This is a genomic window from Bacteroidota bacterium (assembly GCA_041658205.1).
Taxonomy (GTDB): domain Bacteria; phylum Bacteroidota; class Ignavibacteria; order UBA10030; family UBA8401; genus UBA8401.
This window is the reverse complement of the sequence record JBBAAO010000001.1, coordinates 1,416,690-1,431,679: the sequence shown is the minus strand read 5'-3', so window position 1 is coordinate 1,431,679 and position 14,990 is coordinate 1,416,690. Positions and strand designations below refer to the sequence as shown.

15 protein-coding genes are annotated in these 14,990 nt (G+C 40.0%); 1 reads left to right on the top strand and 14 read right to left on the bottom strand.

The genetic code is table 11. The annotated features are described in order from the left end of the window. The 12 genes from WDA22_05910 to WDA22_05855 all read right to left on the bottom strand — a co-directional run bounded on the left by WDA22_05910 (position 1) and on the right by WDA22_05855 (position 12,836). Positions 1-456: a TPM domain-containing protein gene (locus WDA22_05910; GenBank protein MFA5832994.1), complete on the bottom strand. Its 456-nt coding sequence runs from the start codon at positions 454-456 to the stop codon at positions 1-3. A gap of 9 nt (positions 457-465) precedes the next feature. Beyond that, on the bottom strand, positions 466-1,482 hold the full coding sequence (gene aroF / locus WDA22_05905; GenBank protein MFA5832993.1) for a 3-deoxy-7-phosphoheptulonate synthase: 1,017 nt from the start codon (positions 1,480-1,482) through the stop codon (positions 466-468). Between the two features lie 42 nt (positions 1,483-1,524). Then, positions 1,525-2,295 carry a TPM domain-containing protein gene (locus tag WDA22_05900; GenBank protein MFA5832992.1) on the bottom strand — a complete coding sequence of 257 codons (771 nt, stop codon included), beginning with the start codon at positions 2,293-2,295 and terminating at the stop codon, positions 1,525-1,527. Positions 2,296-2,300: 5 nt separating this feature from the next. Beyond that, entirely contained in the window at positions 2,301-2,894 is a 594-nt protein-coding gene (locus WDA22_05895) for a LemA family protein (GenBank protein MFA5832991.1), read from the bottom strand. A gap of 57 nt (positions 2,895-2,951) precedes the next feature. Continuing rightward, complete coding sequence (locus WDA22_05890; GenBank protein MFA5832990.1) at positions 2,952-4,094, bottom strand: acyl-CoA dehydrogenase; 1,143 nt, start codon at positions 4,092-4,094, stop codon at positions 2,952-2,954. A gap of 84 nt (positions 4,095-4,178) precedes the next feature. Then, a complete protein-coding gene (locus WDA22_05885) occupies positions 4,179-5,042 on the bottom strand; it encodes a 3-hydroxybutyryl-CoA dehydrogenase (protein MFA5832989.1) in 864 nt (287 codons plus the stop codon). 19 nt (positions 5,043-5,061) lie between these two features. Next, complete coding sequence (locus tag WDA22_05880) at positions 5,062-6,243, bottom strand: acetyl-CoA C-acetyltransferase (protein MFA5832988.1); 1,182 nt, start codon at positions 6,241-6,243, stop codon at positions 5,062-5,064. Between the two features lie 86 nt (positions 6,244-6,329). After that, on the bottom strand, positions 6,330-7,577 hold the full coding sequence (gene rho / locus WDA22_05875; GenBank protein MFA5832987.1) for a transcription termination factor Rho: 1,248 nt from the start codon (positions 7,575-7,577) through the stop codon (positions 6,330-6,332). Positions 7,578-7,770: 193 nt separating this feature from the next. Further along, positions 7,771-8,985, bottom strand: a complete 1,215-nt coding sequence (locus WDA22_05870) for a folylpolyglutamate synthase/dihydrofolate synthase family protein (protein MFA5832986.1) — start codon at positions 8,983-8,985, stop codon at positions 7,771-7,773. A 25-nt stretch (positions 8,986-9,010) separates the two neighbouring features. Beyond that, entirely contained in the window at positions 9,011-9,952 is a 942-nt protein-coding gene (locus WDA22_05865; protein ID MFA5832985.1) for a dihydroorotate dehydrogenase, read from the bottom strand. Next, entirely contained in the window at positions 9,949-10,716 is a 768-nt protein-coding gene (locus tag WDA22_05860) for a dihydroorotate dehydrogenase electron transfer subunit (protein ID MFA5832984.1), read from the bottom strand. Before WDA22_05860 ends, WDA22_05865 begins: the two co-directional genes overlap by 4 nt. After that, the gene (locus WDA22_05855) at positions 10,713-12,836 is read right to left on the bottom strand and encodes a tetratricopeptide repeat protein (GenBank protein ID MFA5832983.1); all 2,124 of its coding nucleotides are present in this window, start codon (positions 12,834-12,836) and stop codon (positions 10,713-10,715) included. The genes WDA22_05860 and WDA22_05855 overlap by 4 nt, the downstream gene beginning before the upstream one ends. Before the next feature lie 124 nt (positions 12,837-12,960). On the opposite strand from WDA22_05855, the gene WDA22_05850 reads away from it, so the two are divergent. After that, positions 12,961-13,470 (top strand): periplasmic heavy metal sensor, encoded by a 510-nt coding sequence (locus WDA22_05850; protein MFA5832982.1) that lies wholly within the window; start codon positions 12,961-12,963, stop codon positions 13,468-13,470. Between the two features lie 80 nt (positions 13,471-13,550). Here WDA22_05850 and WDA22_05845 read toward each other — a convergent pair whose 3' ends face one another. Both WDA22_05845 and WDA22_05840 read right to left on the bottom strand, forming a co-directional pair. After that, positions 13,551-14,258, bottom strand: coding sequence for an SDR family NAD(P)-dependent oxidoreductase (locus WDA22_05845; GenBank protein MFA5832981.1), 708 nt, complete (start codon positions 14,256-14,258; stop codon positions 13,551-13,553). Next, positions 14,259-14,987, bottom strand: coding sequence for an SDR family oxidoreductase (locus WDA22_05840; protein ID MFA5832980.1), 729 nt, complete (start codon positions 14,985-14,987; stop codon positions 14,259-14,261). Positions 14,988-14,990: the final 3 nt, after the last annotated feature.

Sequence of the window (14,990 nt, the reverse complement as noted above, 5' to 3'; positions counted from 1 at the left end):
TTACGACACCACGACATCGTTTGAAAGTTCGTTTGTATCCCCTGCTTTCATCGGAAATTCTTTTTTTAATATTTTCCCAACTTCGTCGATGGCATAACAAATGCCTTCAACAAACTTACTTTGACGAAAATATTCAGCGACTTTCATTGCCATTATATCCCAAAACTCCTTTGAAACTTTTTTATTGATGCCTTCATCGCCGATAATCTGAAATTTCTTGTCGCTCATCAGCAGATAGATCAATACTCCCGTTTTATCCTTTGTCTTTTCCATCCCGAGTTCAAAAAAGTTCTGCACCGCGAGATCGTACAGGGAAAGATTTCTATTTTTTATTGAGCGAGATTTATGAACGCTCACACGAACTTCTCCGATTGTCTCTTTTTCTATGTCAGCAATTTTTGCCGCAATCTGATCCATCTCATCTTTGGTAAGAATATTTTTGGTAAAGAAACTCATAAGAAGCTCCTAAGCGATGGTTCGTTCAAGTATGGATTCGTATCGTTTTAATTGCGACATCATTTTCACGTAAGATTTCGGAGTCAATGATTGATAACCATCCGAAAGAGCTTTTTCAGGATGTGAATGAACTTCTATCATTAAACCGTCCGCGCCGGCGACGAGAGAAGCCTGCGCTAACGGGGAAACCAAATCCCATGCACCTGTTCCATGACTTGGATCGACAATGATCGGTAAATGTGATAATTTCTTAATTAACGGTACACAATTTAGATCAAGTGTATTGCGTGTATAGGTTTCAAACGTACGAATACCACGTTCACACAATATCACATTATAATTTCCACGGGAGACTATATATTCTGCAGCCATTAATAATTCTTCAATAGTGGAGGAGAATCCCCGCTTCAATAGTACAGGTTTTTTTAATTCGCCGATTTTTTCCAACAACGAAAAATTATACATGTTGCGCGCACCAATTTGCAACAGATCGGAATATTCTGCAACAGCCTCAAGCGTTTCTGTATCCTTTACTTCAGTGACGATTTTTAATCCTGTCTTTTCACCCGCTTCTTTTAGATACTCAAGTCCTTCCAGTTTTAATCCCTGAAAGGCATAGGGTGAACTTCTTGGTTTAAAAGCGCCGCCTCGCAATAATTTTGCGCCGGAATCTTTAACGAGTTCTGCAATCTCCAAAATCTGTTCACGGCTTTCAACAGAACACGGACCAGCAATCACTTGTATTTCGTTTCCGCCGAACTTCACACCGCCAACATCTACAATCGTATTTTCCGGTTTAAAATCTCTTCCTACAAGTTTGAATGGTTTTGAGACAGAAATAACATCAACGACACCTGGCAGAACAAGAAAATTATCTGCAGAAACTTTTGCCTTGTTGCCTGTGATTCCGATGGCAACACGTTGAACACCCGGAATTTCGTGAGGGGTAAATCCTAATTCCTTAACTTTGTCTGTAACAGATTTTATTTCTTGAGTCGTTGCATCAGTTTTTAATAAAATCAGCATTATAATCTTTTCTATCTTTTAATATTTTTTGAGAATCTCGAATTACCACGAACCGCTGGCTCCGCCACCGCCGAAACTTCCACCGCCTGCTGACCAACCGCCACCTCCACCACCACCGCCAAACGAACCAAATCCGCCTCCAGAACCGAATCCACCGCCACCCCACCAATTGTTGTGTGATCCTCTGGATGTAATTCCATACTGTCTTCTGCGAAAACCGGAAATAATTGAAAACAGAATGACAATGAAAATAATGATAACACCAAACCAACTACTCTCTTCCTTGCTTCTTTTTGTCTCTCCGGAATATTCACCTCGTGTCACCAGCGTAATAGATTCTATTGCAAGTGAAATTCCTTTAAAATAATTTCCATCTCGAAATTGCGGTTTAATATTATTGCGAATAATTTGATCACACAGTGCGTCAGTCAAGACACCTTCCAGACCGTAACCGACTTCAATAGAAATTTTGCGATCGTCTTTTGCAATCAGCAACAGAATACCATTGTCTTTTCCCTTTTGCCCGATTTTATTCTTTTCCAATGTCTTGATTCCAAAATCACGGATTTCATTTTCTCCGAGCGTTGGAATCATTAATACAACTAGTTGGTTTGAAGTACTGTCCTCGAATTGAATAATTTGTTTTCGAAGTTTTGTGTATTCAATATTATCGAGGGTGTTGGTAAGATCGGAAACAGGATCAACGATGGAAGGAATTTCAACTTGGGCAGCAACAGTTCCAAAAAGGAAAACGCAAAGAAGCGTTAGAAATACTGTTGATCTGCTTCTTTGCGCTATGAAATAATTTTTCATATCCTTTAGAACTGCACTTTCGGTGCAGTTTCAGCTCCTGCTTGAGCTTGGAAGTATTGTTTTTGCTGGAATCCGCCAAATGAAGCGATCATATTATTGGGAATCTGTCGGATATGTGAATTATAGTATTGAACTACTTCATTGAATCGTTTCCGTTCAACGGATATACGATTTTCTGTCCCTTCCAGCTGGGATTGTAACTGTAGGAAGTTTTCATTTGCTTTAAGATTCGGATATTGTTCAACGGTGACGAGAAGTCTTGACAAAGCCGAAGAGAGTTGACCTTGTGATTGTTCAAATTTTTGGAATGCCTGCGGATCATTTAAGAGTTGCGGAGACAATGTTACTTGTGTAGCTTTTGCCCGGGCTTCGATAACAGCCTGCAGCGTTGATTTTTCAAAATTTGCTACACCTTGAACTGTCGCAACAAGATTCGGGATAAGATCCATTCTTCGTTGATACTGGTTTTGAACTTGAGCCCAACCTTCGTTGACACCTTCATCTAATTTCACTATGCCGTTATATTTCCCGATACCCCACATCACCCCAAGAATAATAACTCCGACGATTACTAAAAGAACAATTAACCCTTTTTTCATTTTTTCTCCTGTTATGCTGAATAATATAGTCGAAAAATGCCAAAGAAACTCATTGGCTTAATCTTTCAACAGTGTACGGGATATAACAATGTGTTGAATCTCCGAAGTTCCTTCATAAATTTCCGTAATTTTTGCATCTCGAAGATACCGTTCAACATTGTATTCGCGAACGTAACCATAACCGCCATGTATTTGAATTGCTTCTAGTGCACTTTTCACCGCAGTTTTGGATGTCCACAGTTTTGCCATCGCGGCTTGTTTTGCAAATGGTTGTCCTGATTCTTTCAATACTGCTGCTTGATATGTTAATAACCGAGCTGCTTCGATATCGGTTGCCATATCGGCGAGTTTGAATTGAATCGTTTGCAATTCCGAAATTGGTTTGCCGAATGCCTTTCGTTGCTTTGAATAATTCAGCGAAGCATCTAAACATCCTTGTGCAATGCCAAGCGCTTGCGCAGCAATGCCAATTCTTCCACCTTCTAACGTCATCATTGCAAATTTAAATCCGAATCCTTCTTCCCCAATCATATTTTCTTTAGGAACGCGAACATTTTCAAACGTCAACGAAACAGTATCAGAACTTCGAATCCCAAGTTTGCGTTCTTTTTTTCCATGGGAGAAGCCCGGCATTCCTTTTTCCACGATAAATGCCGAAATTCCTTTGTGTCCTTTTGACGGATCTGTTTGTGCAATGACAATGACATAATCCGCATTCACGCCATTCGTAATCCAATTTTTTATTCCGTTCAGTACGTAATGATCACCGTCCCGCGTTGCTGTGGTATGTTGATTTGTTGCATCGCTACCCGCTTCCGGTTCCGAAAGGGCAAATGCGCCCAGTTTTTTTCCTGTAGCAAGCGGAATAAGAAATTTTTGTTTTTGCTCTTCTGTTCCGTGTTTGGTCAATCCATAACAGACAAGAGAATTATTCACGGACATGATCACACCGCAAGAGGCATCCAATTTAGAAATCTCTTCGATCGCAATAACGTAGCTGAGCGTGTCAAGACCGGCACCGCCGTACTGTTCGGGAACCATCATTCCCATAAATCCGAGCTCGCCGAGTTTTTTAATTTGTTCGTGAGGAAAGAGTTCTTTTTCGTCCCGCTCATCAGCGGAAGGGGCAAGTTCAACATGCGCAAATTGGCGCGCAGTTTCTTGGATCATTTTGTGGGTTTCATTCAGTTCGAAGTTCATATCACTTTCTTATGTTTTAAGTTGTGCGATAATGAGGATGACAACACCGTGGTTATAATACAGCGTTGGTATTATTTGAATGTGTTATTTCTGAACAGTATAGTCGTAAAAACCTTTCCCGCTTTTTCTTCCGAGGTGACCTGCGGCGACCATCTTTTTTAACAATGGACATGGACGATATTTCGAATCGCCAAGTCCATCATACAGTACGTTCATAATTGAAAGACAGACATCCAATCCTATAAAATCTGCTAGCGTCAACGGACCCATCGGATGGTTCATGCCGAGTTTCATTACAGTATCAATCGATTCGGGTGCGGCAACACCTTCCATAACACAGTACATCGCTTCGTTCAACATTGGAAGAAGAATTCTGTTAGAAATAAAACCGGGATAATCATTCACTTCTACAGGGACTTTTTCCACAGCTTCTGATAATTGCTTAACAGAAGTATATGTTTCATTGGAAGTTGCAAGTCCTCGAATCACTTCAACAAGTTTCATCACCGGAACAGGATTCATGAAATGCATTCCAATCACCTGTGATGGACGTTTCGTCACTGCACCAATTTCGGTGATTGAAATTGAAGAAGTGTTTGTTGCCAGAATCGCATGTGCTGGAGCGTTTGCATCAATAGTGCGGAAAATATCAAACTTGATGTTTTTATTTTCCGTAGCGGCTTCGATGATGATGTCCGCGCCTTTCACTGCATCAGCCAAAACAAGTGAAGTCTTGATGTTTGCAAGAGTCTTCAATTTTTGCTCTTCGGTTAATGTTCCTTTTTTTACTTGACGATCGAGATTGGAAGAAATTGTTTTTAATCCGCGATCAAGAAAATCCTGCTTAATGTCATTCAGTGTTACGCTATAATTGTATTGTGCAAAAACATGGGCAATTCCATTTCCCATTGTACCGGAACCAATGACAGTGATTTTGTTAATAGCCATAAGATTATCCTACATTACATCATGACAGTAATTCAACGATCAATCCGCTTGCTTCACCTCCGCCGATACAAATGGCGGCCATTCCACGTTTAAGATTTCGTTGGCGAAGTGCATGCAACAACGATACGGTGATTCTAGCACCGCTTGCACCGATAGGATGACCAAGTGCTACTGCGCCGCCGTTCACATTCACTTTATTGATGTCGATTCCAATAATTTTATTTACAACAAGTGTAACCACAGCAAATGCTTCGTTAATTTCAAAAAGGTCGATATCTCCAATATTTAACCCAGCCTTCATTAACACTTTTGGAATAACATCTGCCGGGGCTGTTGTAAACCAGTTCGGTTCTTTTGCTGCCGAAGCAGATGCAACTATTTTTGCTATTGGTTTTATCCCAAGCGATTTTACTTTTTCTGCGGACATCAACACCAACGCAGCTGCACCGTCATTAATCTTAGATGAATTTGCAGCCGTCACTGTACCATCTTTTTGAAACGCAGGACGAAGGGTCGGTATCTTATCAAAATTTGTTTTAAATGGCTCCTCATCAACTTCCACGTATGTCGTTTCACCTTTCTTCCCTACTATTGGAACCTTGACGATCTCATCTTTGAATCTTCCAGTGTTGATAGATTCCTGTGCCCTTTTATAACTCAGTATCGCAAATTCATCTTGTGCATCACGCGGAACATTGCATTCCTTTGCACATTGTTCTGCAAAATTTCCCATCGGAACGTTTTGATAGACATCTTGTAATCCATCTTTCATCAGTGAATCCTGAAGCTCACCATTTCCATAACGATATCCGTAGCGTGCTTGCGGAATGAGATACGGCGCGTTCGACATGCTTTCCATTCCGCCGGCAACAATAATATCTGCATCTCCAAGCGCAATGGATTGCGCTGCAAGCATAATTGCTTTTAATCCAGAACCGCAGACTTTATTAACGGTAAATGTTTCAACAGACGATGGAAGACCGGCATACAATGCCGCTTGACGTGCAGGAGCCTGACCAACACCGGCTTGAATCACATTTCCCATGATGACTTCGTTGATGGAATCTTTCGAAATGTTTGCACGTTTGATTGCCTCTTCAATAACAATTGCGCCAAGCTTCGGTGCCGTCAGCGAACTTAATGCTCCGCCGAATGATCCGATCGGTGTTCGACATGCACTAACAATAAAAACTTCTTTCATAGTTACATTCCTTTTCAGTGGACAAATTTACGCCGAAAAAGGTGAAGTTCCAAAATAAAAAAGCCGTCATGAAGACGGCTTTTGTGTTAACTATTCATCGATTTTAAGAACTCTTTATTCGATTTTGTTCCTTTCAATCGTTCAAGGAGGAACTCCATTGCCTCCACCGGATTGAAATCACTCATAAACTTACGCAGAATCCAAATTCGGTTTAATTCATCCGGTTCCAGTAATATTTCTTCTCGGCGTGTTCCTGAACGATTGACATCAACTGCAGGAAAAATTCTGCGGTCAGACAATTTCCGATCGAGAACTATTTCGCTATTGCCAGTTCCTTTAAATTCTTCGAAAATCACTTCATCCATTCTGCTTCCTGTTTCCACCAGAGCAGTTGCTATGATCGTCAAGCTGCCACCATCTTCAATATTACGAGCAGCGCCGAAGAATCGTTTAGGCCGATGCAGCGCCATTGCATCAACACCGCCGGAAAGAATTTTACCGGAGTGTGGTGTTACAGTGTTATGGGCCCGTGCAAGACGCGTGATACTATCCAGCAGAATAACCACATCATGTTTTGCTTCAACCAAACGTTTCGCTTTTTCAATCACCATGTCGGCCACTTGAACGTGTCGTTCGGGTGGTTCATCGAACGTAGAGGCGACAACTTCCGCACTAACACTTCGCTCCATATCCGTTACTTCTTCGGGACGTTCATCGATCAATAACATCATCAATTTTACTTCAGGATGATTTCGGGAAATACTGTTCGCAATCTTCTGGAGCATGATCGTTTTACCCGCTTTAGGGGGTGACACAATCATTCCGCGTTGTCCTTTTCCAATCGGAGCAAGCATATCCAACACGCGCATAGCATATTCGCCGGGAGCCGTCTCTAATTTTAACCGCTCCTCAGGATACAAAGGAGTCAGGTTATCAAACAAGATACGTTCGCGTATTTTCTCTGGTTCATCTTCATTTACTGCTTCTACACGAAGCAGTGCAAAGAATCGTTCCCCATCTTTCGGTGGACGAACTTGACCGCTGACAGTATCACCGGTGCGCAATGCAAATTTTTTAATTTGTGAAGGTGACACATAGATATCGTCCGGTGACGGTAAATAGTTATAATCAACCGATCGAAGGAATCCATATCCGTCCGGGAGCACTTCCAGCACACCTTTGCTGAAAGTCTGTCCATCCTTTTGACTTTGTGCTTCGAGAATTTTGAAGATAAGTTCTTGCTTGCGGAGGTCACTGTATCCCGAAAGACCAAGGTCGCGTGCAATTTTATTGAGATCGGAGATTTTTTTGGACTTGAGTTCAGAAATGTCCATAGGCATAAACGAAGGCTACCCCCTTAGAAGTGATAAATAGTTTTTATTGATGAAGATCAAGATAATGCGATACAACAGTTAATTAGCGTTGGAGTTAGTATGATTTATTGATTGAGACGATAGTGTAGGTGGATTACCGATTAGGAATGTGTCTTTAATTCTATTGTCAAAGTATAGGAAATCAAGTTTATTGTCAAGACTTTTTTTCAAAAGCTTGGAGAACTTCCCCAAGCAAATAGTGAGAACCAGTAAATACCAGCAACCTGTTTTTCTTCGTTTTCCTCTCTCCTAATTCGATCGCTTCATGAACATTTGATGCATGAAAACACCGGAGATTCATTTTTTTACATATCGAGTAAAGTTGTTCAGCTGGTAGCGCTCTCTCAATATTTGGTTCTGTTGCAATAATCGTCACATTGATCTTTTTGAACTGTTGAAGTATTGAACGAAAATCTTTGTCCTTCATTACACCAAAAACAATAACAAATCGTTTGTACGGTAATTTTTTTAGTTCTGAAACAAGTGTCTTGATTCCATCGGGATTATGAGCAACATCAAATAACACATCTGGCCTTCCTTTTCGAAGTTCAAACCGCGCACGAAGCCCTGACAATTGCGTTGTCCGTTCCAGTCCTTCTCGTATCGCTTTATTCCCTATCAGCAAATGTCTACTAACAATATTAATCGCACCAATGGCAGCTTTTGCGTTTGCATGTTGATGCCTTCCTTTTAATTGAAGATCAATATCTGCAGGAATTTTTAATTTTGAAGATTGGAAGAGAACTGACCCTTTTTGTTTTGCAGTCTTGCTGATTACCGCTTTAGCGGATGAGTTAACATTACCAATAATAACTGGAACATTTCGTTTAATGATTCCCGCTTTTTCTTTTGCGATAGACAAAATCGTATTTCCTAATAATTCGGTATGATCTTTTCCGATTGAAGTGATGATTGAAACCATAGGGGTAAGAACATTCGTCGAATCTAATCTTCCCCCCAATCCAGTTTCGATGACAGCAATATCAACTTTTTGATCGGCAAAATATTTAAACGCGATAGTGGTGGTAGCTTCAAAAAATGTTGTCTTCTGTTTGATGATCTGTTGTCGTAAGAGCTCTGTATATCGCGCGATTTCCTTTGTGGGAATCATTTTCCCGTTGATGCGTATTCGTTCGTTGAATGTAACCAAATGAGGTGAAGTATAGAGACCGACTTTATATCCTGCTGCTGTGAGTATGGCTGCAATCATGGAACTTGTCGATCCTTTTCCATTGGTGCCGGCAACATGAATTGTTCGAAATGACTTATGAGGATTACCGGCAGATTTGAGTAGTGCACGAATGTTTCGTAAACCGAATTTCATCCCTAATTTATGAAGCGAATAGAGAAACGTTAACGTTGAATTCATTTGGGAAGTTTTTGAGAAAAGGAAACTACAACCAAGAATCTACTATGGAAATTGTTTTATTCGTTTGGAGAGATTTTACTAATTTGCCAACATCATTCAACCCATTTTTTTCACAAAATTGCCTAACACCTTCAGCAACAGAAACACCAGTTGCAGGATTGATAAAGTTAGCCGTTCCGATTTGAACCAAGGAAGCACCCACTATGAAAAATTCCACAGCGTCTTCCCATGTCGCAATACCACCTATTCCGATCACCGGAATTTTTACTGCATTCACAGTTTCATATACTTTTGCCAATGCGATCGGTTTAATAGCAGGTCCTGAAAGTCCACCAGTTGTTGTTGCAATTTTTGGAGATCGTTTATGAATATTGACAGCCATTCCGATAACGGTATTGATCACCGATACCGCATCAGCTCCTTCAGTTTCACACGCTCGCGCAAATTCGGAGATATGTGTTACATTAGGAGTTAACTTGATAATGAGAGGTTTTTTTGTCCGTCGACGAAGTTCTTTTGTAATAAGAGAAACAAGTTTCACATCAGTTCCGAAACTTAATCCCCCTTCCTTTACGTTTGGACAAGAAACGTTTATTTCAAATCCATGCACGCCTTCTTGTGCATTGAGCAATTCTAGAACTTTGCAATATTCATCCACACTACTTGCCGCAATATTTGCAATGACTGTTGCTTTTCGCTCTTTCAATACAGGAAGTTTTGCATCTATAAATTTATGAACGCCGATATTTGCGAGACCGATGGAATTCAGCATGCCACTTGCCGTTTCGGTGATTCGGGGATTTGGATTACCATCACGCGGTTTCATGGAAAGTGATTTTGTTACAACACCACCGAGTTGCGAAATATCCACAAGATCCGGCACTTCATCCCCGTAACCGAATGTACCGGAAGCAACAAGAATTCGATTCTTAAATTCCACACCTTTTAACGAGAATGATTCAATCATGATAATTTCACCGTTTGCGTTTCAAATATTGTCCCCTCTTTGCAGACCAGTCTGTATTTTTTATCGCCGCTATTCATTTCAATATTACATCCTTGACACAAACCAATTCCGCATGCCATATCACATTCAAGTGAGGCATAACATTGCGATCCGATTTCATGGGCATAATCAGAAATAGCTTTCATCATCCGTGTTGGGCCGCAAACAAAAAATCGTGTTTTGCCATAATCAGTTTTAGAAAAATCGTCTTTGATTACATCAAGCACTGTCCCCTTCATTCCTTGACTTCCATCGTCCGTGGCGATTTTCACATTTTTCAATCCCTTCTCAACAATCAATTCTTTGTGCCTACCACCTAAATAGGTAACTACATTCTTGTCTATTGGAAAATATTTTGTCAACATTGGAAAAGGAGCAACGCCAATTCCACCGGCTACAAAAATAGCTGTATCGTATTCTCCGTTTGTAAAGGAAAGAAAATCATTTCCGCATGGTCCAAGCACATCAAGCATATCACCTTTCCGTTTGCGTGCAAGTACTTTTGTCCCGGTCCCAATCACATTAAATACGATGGATATTTTGTTTCCTTCGATATTAAAGATACTGAATGGTCTACGCAGCAACGGATAATTATCTCCGACCCGAATATTGATAAACTGTCCAGGTTTTGCCGTGGCAGCAAGATATTCTGAAACAAAAGTCAGTTCTAAAATTTCGGTGGTAAGACATTCAAACGAATGAATGGGTACAATCTCTTGCTTCATAATTTATTTTTCGGTGTGGGTAAGGAATCTTGCGGCGCCGTTTCGGTTTTTGGTGTTTTTGGAGATTTGGCTTCTTTTTCCTGTTCTTCTTTTAATTTTTGTTCCTCAATTATTTTTTGTTTTTCTTGTTCAATCCGTTTCAGTTCATTTTCGTATTCGGTCACTTTGGGCCGAGCAAAATTTGCAAATTGAGAAAGCGGATATTTTGTTATAACACGCTTATACACGGCATATGCACTATCGTTATTCATCAACGAATTTTCATAATGCCAGCCTGCCGTAAAAAGTGATTTAGCCGATACTGTTGAGGTTAAGAATTGATCTGAAATTCGTTTATATAATACGATTGCCGATTCATATTTTTTTGAATCGGAAAGTTTTTCTGCTTGTTCAAATTCCTCTTGTGCAGAATCTTTCTGAGCTTCCACCAGAGGGAGCCCCAAACTCTTCCGTGCTTCATTTGCATACGGCGATTCAGGATATGACGTAATGATTTTTGTATATAACGAATCAAGTTCAGATTTGGGCTTTTGTTTAATACTTCGTTGAATTTCCGCGATCGAATACAACGCACGAGGAGCGAACTCACTGGCAGAATATTTATTTACCACCTCATTAAACAAGCGTAGTGCAGAATCCGGTTGTTGAATTTCGACATAAAACAATCCTCCCAACTCAAATTTAGTTCTAATGATAGATCGATAGAGTGAATCAACCATCTTCTGTTGTGTTATTGTGCGATCCAATTGATCTTTTATTTTTGTTGAATCGATGACTATTGTCGAATCTTTTTTGGGATCTGCTTTGCCGGCTTTTGTCATTTTTTTGACTTTAGGCTCTTCTTTCACTGAAACAGAATCCTTTATTCTCGTCGTATCACTCTGTTTTATTAACGCAAGAGAATCCTGTTGATCCTTCATAAGAAGTGCGTTAATATAAAGTGAGTCATAACGAATAAGATCTTTTTGCAAAATATCATACTTGTTAAAGATGTCCGACCGTTCTGTTGCTTCTTTTGTTATTTCTGAACTAGTAAATTCGGAACGAGCCTTATTGTATAAGGTGCGGGCGGAATCATAATTCAATTCCTTTTCTTCAAAATATTTCCCAAGAATGTAATACGATCGAGCTGCTTCATCCGTCCGTGCAAAGGCAGTATCAACAAAAATATATTTGTTGATAGCTTCAGATGTTTTATTCTGCAACATCAACACATTAGCAATTTCGAAATGAACAATTCCGAAAAATTCTTTATTCTTCGTATCGGAAAGCATTTCATTGAGGCCGTTTATTGCTTCATCATACTTTAATTGCAGTGCGGTTGATTTAAAGAATTGCAATTGTGCCTGGAATTTAAACGTGTAAATCGGCGAGATAGCAGCTGCGTTGAGATACGCTTCCTGTGCTTTTTCATTGTTTTTTAATCTATTAAAGCTTCTTCCGATTTGAAAATAGATTCGTGTTTTTGTCTCGTCGTCATCGACAAGTTCCACAGCAACGCCATACTGTTTTTCCGCTTGTTGATAATCTTCCAATTGAAAATAATGTTCACCAAGTTCAAAGGCAGATTGTCCGGCAATTTCTTCATCGTGATCAATGGTTTTTGCGAATACCTCTTCCAACTGTTTGATACCTTCAGAATATTTTTTTTGACGCATCAAACTTTTGCCCAGCCATAACTGGGATTCAAAGATTACCTCGCTTTGGGGAAACTGCACTGCTAATTCCTGAAACTTCCGTTCTGCTCTCACATCATCATCCATATAAAAATATGCTTTGCCAATCATCAACAACGCATCGTCTACCCACTTCGAATCCGCATAGAATGAGAGTACTCTTGAATTTTTTTCGATGGATGTTTGAAATTTTTGACGTGCAGATGATGGTACGACAAACGCCTTGGTCGTCTGACCCCGTTCAAAATAATCTCTACGGGATTTGAAGACTTCGTCTTCGGCATCATTGAATAATCGTTGTGCATTATAGTATGTGTTAAAATACGCTATTGCGTTAGTATATCGTTGTTTCGAATATTCTGCAATAGGATTATATACAACACAGCCTGAAAAGGATATTGCGAGCGTTAGGGCGGTATATATGTTAAGTCGGATATTCTTCACGTTTCTTCCTGTAAAATAAATAAAGGTTGCATGCAATTCAATGTTAAACTTTCTTCAAACGGTTGTGTCAAAACACCATCGTTACGCTGATCCCAATTTATTCACATTTATATACGAGGTAGTTATGAACTACAAATTTATGTTCTACACGTTACTTACAATCTTTACTGTTTCGCTCGCTTTGAGCCAGCCCGGCCCAGGACGAGGGATGATGAAAGATCTCAATCTTTCGGATGCACAAAAGGAACAGTTTGAAAAAATCACGTTCGATATGCAAAAGAAACAGATCGAAGTGAAAGCAAAACTCGAGATAGCAAAACTTGAACTTCGCCGCCTTATTGGAGCCGATAATCTGGACAAGGCAGCAATCGAAAAGAAAATGAACGAAATTGCATCACAACAAGTAACACTCCGAATGAACCACATTAATGCATGGTCAGAAAAGAATAAAGCATTAAACGCCGATCAGCAAAAAATCTGGAAAAAAATACTCAATAAACATCCTCGCATGATGCCGAAACAAATGCATGGACAAATGATGCGAAAACATGCTATGCCCATGGATGATGATATGGATGATGACGACGCTCCCCGTATGGAACGAAAAATCAAAAAACGAATTATTAAAGAGTAATTGTTTTAATCAAAAACGCCGGACATCAAAATAATGTTGTTTGGCGTTTTGTATTTTAAAGCGGTAGCAAGAATGGAATATTATCTCGGCTTTATTGTGGGTCGAATATCAATTTCACTGACATTTACTCTATTAGGCATTGTCAGTGCAAACAACACTGTCTCAGCGACATCTTCCGGTTGAATAATCAGTGGTTCATCTTTTTCCTTTTCAGCAAAATGAGTGTTCACTGATCCGGGGGAAATTGTCACCACACGAATATTATAGTCACGCACTTCAAGCATTAACGATCTCGCAAATCCGATCAATCCCCATTTTGTTGCAGAATAGACCGATCCGCCAGCAAACGAATTTTTACCGGCAAGTGAAGCAATGTTAATAATTTCCCCGCGGCGTTGTTTTATCATTGTGGGAAGCACGGCACGGCTGCATAAGAAAACCCCTTTCAGATTTACATTCATCATCGATTCGTATTCTTCCATCTTCGTGTCGATGACATTCGAAAAAATTCCAACGCCTGCATTATTAACAAGGATATCTATTTTACCATATCGTTTTAATGTTTCAAAAACAAGATTTTGAACTGAATTCTCTGATGTAATGTCAGTAGGAATCGACACGGATTTACCACCTGCTTCAGTAATTTCTTTTTGTGTCATCGAAAGGAGATCCGAACTTCGGGCAGCAAGCACAACTGTTACACCTTGTTGAGAAAGTAAAAGTGCAATAGCTCTTCCTATTCCTTTACTCGCTCCAGTGATAACGGCAACAGCATCCTTTAATATCATTTATAAGTCCCCTTCTACAGGGCGTAATACAATTTCGTCCGTTGTCATACGCTGCGGTTGGCAATAGAGAGAAACAACTGCATCAGCAACATCATCGGGTTGAAGCATTTTGTGGTGATATTTTTTTCGAACGGGTTTATCCCACATTTCCGTCTCTACTGCACCCGGAAGCACATCAATCACGCGGATTCCACGTTTCCGAACTTCCATCCTCAATCCTTTAGAAAGAGCCAGCGCACCCGCTTTCGATGCGGAATAGACAGATGAATTATTGAATGTTGTTATCGCCGAAACAGAATGAATATTAAAAATGTGACCCTTCTTTTGTTTTAACATGGAGGTAAGGACTGCTTTGGTACATAAAAAATAACCACGAAGATTCGTATCAACGATTTGATCGAACTCTTTAATAGTTGTTTTCTCAAATGATTCAAAAGTCGTTACGCCGGCATTATTCACCAAGACGTCAACGCCTCCCACTTTTTTTGTAATCGTCGCCATCACAGTTCGAACGCTTATTTCGGAGGTGACATCGCATACTAACGGAAGTGCATAACCACCTTGGTCAATAATCTTACCCGCATTAATTTCTAACTGAGATTTATTCCTTCCCGTCAATATAATTTTACATCCAATATTGGCAAATGCATTGGCAATCGCCAGACCGATTCCTTTAGTCGCTCCGGTTACCCAAACGATCGGAACATAATTTTTTTCTAATTCAATCACAGG